We start from the raw sequence: 6168 nt of genomic DNA on the forward strand, positions 1-6168 counted from the left end.
AAGTGACTTTAAAAATGATTTTGCATTGGGTTCTAGTTTAAATCTCGGTACAAAAATCACTTTTGCGGAACGACTTCAATTTCACCTTGGATATAGAGTCTATGGAAATTTATGGAGTTCTGATTTATCAGCACCAGATCCATTATCAGGCCTAAATAATCGATATGAGGTAGGATTATTTGATCTATTGAATTATGAAGAAAAATTCTTTGGGAAGCTAGAAACATTTTCTTTAGGCTATTCCCAATCCAGTTGGGGACTGAAAATGGGCCGAATGGCAATCAATACAGATTGGATCAATGCTCAAGATGGTAGACTGGCACCAACTGCTATAGAAGGGATCCATACTTGGTTTTCTCCAAACTCTTCTTGGGATTTAGGGTTTTGGGCTATTAGTAGAATAGGAGTCAGAGGGACATCAAAATGGCTTGGACTAGGAGAATCTATAGGGGTTTTTCCAGAAGGTAGAGATGTTTATGGGAATGGATCTCAATATGCTGGTAATACATCAAGTGATTGGATGGGGATTTTAGAAGTTTCTCATCAGGTAAAAAAACTTGGGAAAATCAGTTTTTCTGAAACGCTCGTTCAAAATATCTCTAATACATTATGGATGCAATTTGAAAGAAACCAATCTCAATCTGTTGAAAAAGGCACTTGGTTTACTGGTATTCAATTTGGATTCCAACATGGAATTGGTGAGGGGGGAAATACTGTTCCCATTTTAAGGTATAAAGATCCAAATGATATAAACTGGGTAGTTTCAGGCAAATTAGGGTATTCGAAAAATAATTGGATTACAAGTTTAAGTTATTCTCATTTAGATGGAAGGGGCCGTTGGTTGAGTCCCAGAGAATGGGGAAAGGATGCTTGGTATACTTTTATTCCAAGGGAGAGAAATGAGGGATTTGGAAACATGGATGCTTTAGTAGCTTATGTTGAATATAAAGTTGGTGAAACTGGATTGAGACCTTATATCCATTTTGGGTTACATTGGCTACCAAATCTTGAGGATTTCCAGGCCAATAAATATGGTTTTGCATCCTATCGACAGATTAATTTAGGTTTGAAATACAAGCCTAATAAATTAAAATCAATTGATTTTCACCTGATCTTAATGAATAAAGAAACATTGGGAAGCAAAACATTGTCACCAAAGCAGCGATATAATAAATTTGAAATGATCCATATTAATGGGATGTTGAATTGGCGACCATTCAATTGATTCAATATAGGAGGTCTTTCAAGGTAGATGATTGAGGCATTTTCAAACAAATTTGGAATTATCAAATAATAGATAGACCTTTGTGCCGATCAGAAATTCACTTAACAAAATATATTCTGATCCTTGAAGTAAAGTTTGCGTTGATTATCAACCTGCTTAAGTAGCAAATTCAAGAGTTTTCCCTTACGATTACATAGGTTTTAATTCTCTCCCTTTTCTACTTTTTTAATTCAACAGTGGCCCATGGCTATTTTTAGAATTAAAACCTGCAGTAAAATCCTCCCCAACAGTACAAGAAAGAAAAACATTAAACATTAAACCAAAATAAGACTTTATTAAAACTATAAGATTCTCAGAGTCTAATCTATCAGATTTCTCTATCGCCCTCAAATCTAGGGTTTATGGACATTTTAAGTCCACTAATAAATCCAAGTATGCAAATAAGGAAATGGTCTTTAAGACTGTTTTACTTATATCTCTTTTCTTATTACCTCAAATACTAATAGTTTCTGGTCTTGTAACAGAAATTTGGCAATTATTTGGTTGTTATATTCTTTCTGCACTGGGAATGGCAGGAATTGGAATGGGAGTGATGCATGATGCTTGTCATGGATCTTACTCCAAAAACCCTAAAGTTAATAAATACATCAGCTATACTCTAAATATGGTGGGTGCGAGTTCGGAAGTTTGGAGAATCCAGCACAATGTACTTCATCATAGCTATACGAATATTCATGAACATGATGATGATATTAATGCTCCATTCTTTTTGAGATTTTCTCCAGAAGCAGAACAAAATAAATTACATAAATACCAACACCTTTATGCTTGGTTTTTCTATGCCTTATCTACTTTATCTTGGGTAACTGCCAAAGATTTTATCAGATTGAAAAGGTATGATAAAAAGGGCTTAGTGAAGGGCGAAAATGGGTATAAGAAAACGTTATGGACCATAATTGGATGGAAAATCGGATATTTTTCTGTAATGCTTGGCCTTCCTTTGATTTTTGCACCATTTCCATTTTGGTTGATCTTATTGGGTTATGTAGCAATGCATTTTGTGACCGGGTTTATTATTACCATGGTATTTCAAATTGCTCATATAGTGGAGGATGTAAATTTTCCTGTGGCAGATGAGCATGGAAATGTGGAGGGAGAAAGAATTCTTCACCAGTTAGCCACTACTTGTAACTTCTCTCCAAATTCAAAAATAATTACTTGGTTTGCCGGTGGTTTAAATTATCAGGTTGAACATCATTTGTTCCCAGACATTTGTCATGTTCATTATAAAAATATTGCTCCTATTGTGAAAGCCACTGCGGAGGAATTTAACGTGCCTTATTATTCTAAGCCTAATTTTTTTATGGCTGTTTTAGACCATTTTAAAATGCTCTATATACTCGGAAATACTCCGAAGTTGGAGCCACAAAAAGCTTAAAATAATGAACAATACTAGAAATAGAAATACAAAACCAAATCCTACTGCTAGACCAAATAGAGGTCCAAGACAGGTTCAGAAAAAGAAAGAGTCCACTTTGGATCCGAACTTACTGATCAAAAAAGCTCAACCAACAGGACAGCAAGGATTTCAATCAAAAACTTCTTTTACAAGTCTAAACTTAGCAAAAGGTGTTCTTAGAAATCTTGAAGTGAAGGGTTATGAAAACATGACCAATATTCAAGAGCAATCCTTAGCCGCTTTGTTGGACGGGAGAGATCTTCTCGGAATTTCAAATACTGGTTCAGGTAAAACTGGAGCATTTTTGATTCCAATAATTGAACATGCACTTAAAGATCCAAGACAGTTTACTGCCTTAATCGTAACTCCAACTCGTGAACTTGCTCTACAAATAGAAGAGGAGTTTAAAAGCTTGGGTAAAGGAATGAATCTTCATTCTGCAACTTTTATTGGAGGAACAAATATCAATTCCGATATGAAGGCTCTTTCCAAGAAACTTCATGTCATCGTGGGAACACCTGGTCGATTACTCGACCTGGCAAATAGAAGACTTCTAAAATTGAATCAAGTGAAAACATTGGTTCTAGATGAATTCGATCGCATGTTGGATATGGGATTCATAAATGATGTGAAGAAATTAGTTGGAGCGATGACTCAGAGGAATCAAACCATGTTGTTTTCAGCAACTTTAGAATCTTCTCAAAGAGGCTTAATCAATGGTTTATTGAATAATCCTGTTGAGGTAAAGATCAACTCGGGTGTAACAACAAATGAAAATATTGAACAAGGGATCATTCGTGTTCCTGAGGGCAAAGATAAGTTTGTCATGCTATCAGATCTTTTCCGGGATCGATCCTTGGATAAGGTGATTATTTTCACCGAAACAAAAAGATTAGCCGATAGACTAAGCAAAAAATTGAATGAATCCGGGGTTAAATCTGGATTGATTCATGGAAATAAGTCTCAAAATTTTAGAAATAAAACAATTGAGCAATTCAAATCTGGTCAAACCAGGGTGTTGGTAGCAACTGATGTAGCTGCCAGAGGTATAGACGTGGCTGATGTATCCCATGTGATCAACTATCAGCTGCCCATGACAATGGATAGCTATATACACAGAATCGGAAGAACTGGAAGAGCAGGTAAAACTGGTCACGCCATTACATTTGTCAACTAAAATAACTGTATGTCAAAAAATCAGAATAGCTTCATTAAGAAGCAAAAAGCAGAATTAAAGAAAAGAAAACAGAAAGAAAAATTTGAAAAAAAGTTAGAAAGAAAAGCACAGCCAAAAAGCGGGGATTTAGATGATATGATCGTCTATATTGATCGCTTCGGTAATTTCACCGATACGCCTCCTGAGGAGGAACCAGTAAAGAGTACAAAAAACCAAAATCAAAGTAATAAAAACACAAAAACATCAAATTTTAAATCAAGAAATCATGAATGAAGGAACAGTAAAATTCTTTAACACTACAAAAGGCTTTGGATTCATTACACCATCTGACTCTGACGAGGATGTATTCGTACACCAGTCAGGTTTGGTACACGATATCCGTGAAAACGACAAGGTATCTTATGATCTAGTTCAAGGTAAAAAAGGCGTTAACGCTGTTAACGTAAAAGTAGTTAAGTAAGCAAATTCAAAACGGTTTCATTTGATTCCGTTTGCTTTTTGATAAAAAAACACCTGCACTCTATTGAGGGCAGGTGTTTCCTTTTTAGGGGTAAAGGCTTTTCTGTTCTGAAAACTTTATCTCATTAATAAGCTCCTTATTTTGCTCCATTTGATCAAGATTTTCTAAGGTAGTTTTTGCAATTTGAGCTAAAGCTTCTTTGGTAAGGAATGCCTGGTGTCCCGTGATTAGTACATTAGGGAAAGTCATTAATCGGGAAATTTGCTCATCCAAAAGAATTTCTTCTGATAAATTTCTGAAAAATAGGTCCTCTTCCTGCTCATATACATCAATTCCCAGGTAACCTACTTTTCTATTTTTAAGAGCTTTAATTACGGATTTTGTTTCGATTAAGGCACCTCTACTCGTATTAATAAGCATGACTCCATCTGGCATTTGCCTTAATGTCGTAGAATTTATCATGTGTTTGGTCCCAGGAGTAAGAGGGCAATGCAATGAAATTATCTGACTCAATGAAAGTAACTCATCTAAAGTTACATATTCGATGCCTAAGGTTTTTAATTCCTTGTTTTCAATAAGGTCATAGGCTAATACCTTACATCCAAAGCCTAATGCAATTCGACAAAAAGCTGTTCCGATTGCGCCAGTTCCAATTACTCCTATAGTTTTTCCAAAAAGATTAAATCCTGATAAACCTTCCAGAGAAAAATTGTTGTCGCGAACTCTGTTGTAAGCTTTATGTGTCTTTCTGCTTAAACTCAAAATTAATGCAAATGCATGCTCTGCAACAGCTTCAGGACTATAAGCAGGTACGCGACATATCTTAAACTCTAGTTCCTCCGCAATTTTTAAATCGACTTGGTTATAACCTGCGCACCTTAATACAATTTTTTTCACTCTCAGTGCCGCTAGTTTTTTAAGTATAGTCTCATCTAAATGGTCATTGACAAAGGTGCAAACTGCATCAAAACCTTCAGCAAGTGAAACTGTATGCTTATCCAGCTTTGCCTCAAGATATGTGAACTTATGCCCATGTTCCGGTAAAATCCGATCAAAACTCTCTTGATCATATGATTTGGTACTAAAACATGCTACTTTCATTTTAGTTAGTTTGTCGTTAGTTTGTAGATTGAGAATTTAGTGAATTCTTCCTCTACTTCTCTGTTTTCAGGCTCCTGAACCAACATCTTGTTGCCTGGAAGTGGAGTGATCAGAAATCCATCTAATCCTGGAAGTTCTACATTTAATTGCTTTCCATCTTTAAAAATAAGAATTCTTTGTTCAGATGTATCTAGACTTGCAAAATAAGGTTCATCTTCTGAGTTTCTATTTTCAAATTCGGCTTCAGTAATTCCTGTAAAATATTGTAAAAGATAAGTTCTATTTCCAAGATTTATTAGTTTTTGGTTTTTCGCAGACAGTCTCCTTAGAGGATTTACTATCTCTTCTGATATAGATGTCCCAATTGGGACAGGACTGTATGTTAGGAATTCTGAATAGGTTATAGGAATCCTATTTTTAACCGTTAGATCCTTAAGATCGTAGATTAAAATTTCCGGATCTAAATTTTGAACCAGGACTAATTCATTATTTTCCGAATCAATAAAAAATGATTTTCCCATTACTTCCATATAAATGTTCTGGGTAGAATTATAGATGGAATTCTCTTCATAAGGAACCACAGATTTCACATCTCCTGTCAAAAGGTTTAGCTGATAGAAGTTTTGAAGTGTGTCTTTGCCTACTTGGTTATAAATTAAATTACTGGCAGTAATGTAGTTACTTGGCCCTACAAACAACATGGTAGTGTCATTTTTTTGATAAAAAGGTGGTACTCCAAGCGGCGA

The 6168-nt window shown here is 35.3% G+C and carries 6 protein-coding genes and 1 pseudogene; 5 read left to right on the forward strand and 2 right to left on the reverse strand.

Features of this window, described 5'->3' with window-relative positions; translation table 11 throughout:
- The 5 genes from Q0L68_RS14760 to Q0L68_RS14780 all read left to right on the forward strand — a co-directional run.
- Positions 1-1225, forward strand: a 1225-nt coding sequence (locus tag Q0L68_RS14760; RefSeq protein ID WP_296704707.1) for a hypothetical protein, incomplete at its 5' end; no start/stop codon positions are given.
- Positions 1226-1673: 448 nt separating this feature from the next.
- The gene (locus Q0L68_RS14765; RefSeq protein WP_296704710.1) at positions 1674-2663 is read left to right on the forward strand and encodes an acyl-CoA desaturase; all 990 of its coding nucleotides are present in this window, start codon (positions 1674-1676) and stop codon (positions 2661-2663) included.
- A gap of 4 nt (positions 2664-2667) precedes the next feature.
- Entirely contained in the window at positions 2668-3861 is a 1194-nt protein-coding gene (locus Q0L68_RS14770; protein ID WP_296704712.1) for a DEAD/DEAH box helicase, read from the forward strand.
- 9 nt (positions 3862-3870) lie between these two features.
- On the forward strand, positions 3871-4134 hold the full coding sequence (locus Q0L68_RS14775; RefSeq protein ID WP_296704715.1) for a cold-shock protein: 264 nt from the start codon (positions 3871-3873) through the stop codon (positions 4132-4134).
- A complete protein-coding gene (locus Q0L68_RS14780; protein ID WP_296704718.1) occupies positions 4127-4321 on the forward strand; it encodes a cold-shock protein in 195 nt (64 codons plus the stop codon). Before Q0L68_RS14775 ends, Q0L68_RS14780 begins: the two co-directional genes overlap by 8 nt.
- An 84-nt stretch (positions 4322-4405) precedes the next feature.
- Here Q0L68_RS14780 and Q0L68_RS14785 read toward each other — a convergent pair whose 3' ends face one another.
- A complete protein-coding gene (locus Q0L68_RS14785; protein ID WP_296704719.1) occupies positions 4406-5422 on the reverse strand; it encodes a 2-hydroxyacid dehydrogenase in 1017 nt (338 codons plus the stop codon).
- 5 nt (positions 5423-5427) lie between these two features.
- Positions 5428-6168 (reverse strand): annotated as a pseudogene (locus Q0L68_RS14790) (hypothetical protein); the annotation flags it as partial.

The organism is Algoriphagus sp. (assembly GCF_024642405.1).
Taxonomy (GTDB): Bacteria; Bacteroidota; Bacteroidia; order Cytophagales; family Cyclobacteriaceae; genus Algoriphagus.

Excerpts from the sequence above, each read along its gene's own strand:
- Q0L68_RS14780 (WP_296704718.1), top strand. The coding sequence starts at position 4,127 with ATGAATGAAGGAACAGTAAAATTCTTTAACACTACAAAAGGCTTTGGA.
- Q0L68_RS14785 (WP_296704719.1), bottom strand. The coding sequence starts at position 5,422 with ATGAAAGTAGCATGTTTTAGTACCAAATCATATGATCAAGAGAGTTTT.
- Q0L68_RS14775 (WP_296704715.1), top strand. The coding sequence starts at position 3,871 with ATGTCAAAAAATCAGAATAGCTTCATTAAGAAGCAAAAAGCAGAATTA.
- Q0L68_RS14770 (WP_296704712.1), top strand. The coding sequence starts at position 2,668 with ATGAACAATACTAGAAATAGAAATACAAAACCAAATCCTACTGCTAGA.
- Q0L68_RS14765 (WP_296704710.1), top strand. The coding sequence starts at position 1,674 with ATGGTCTTTAAGACTGTTTTACTTATATCTCTTTTCTTATTACCTCAA.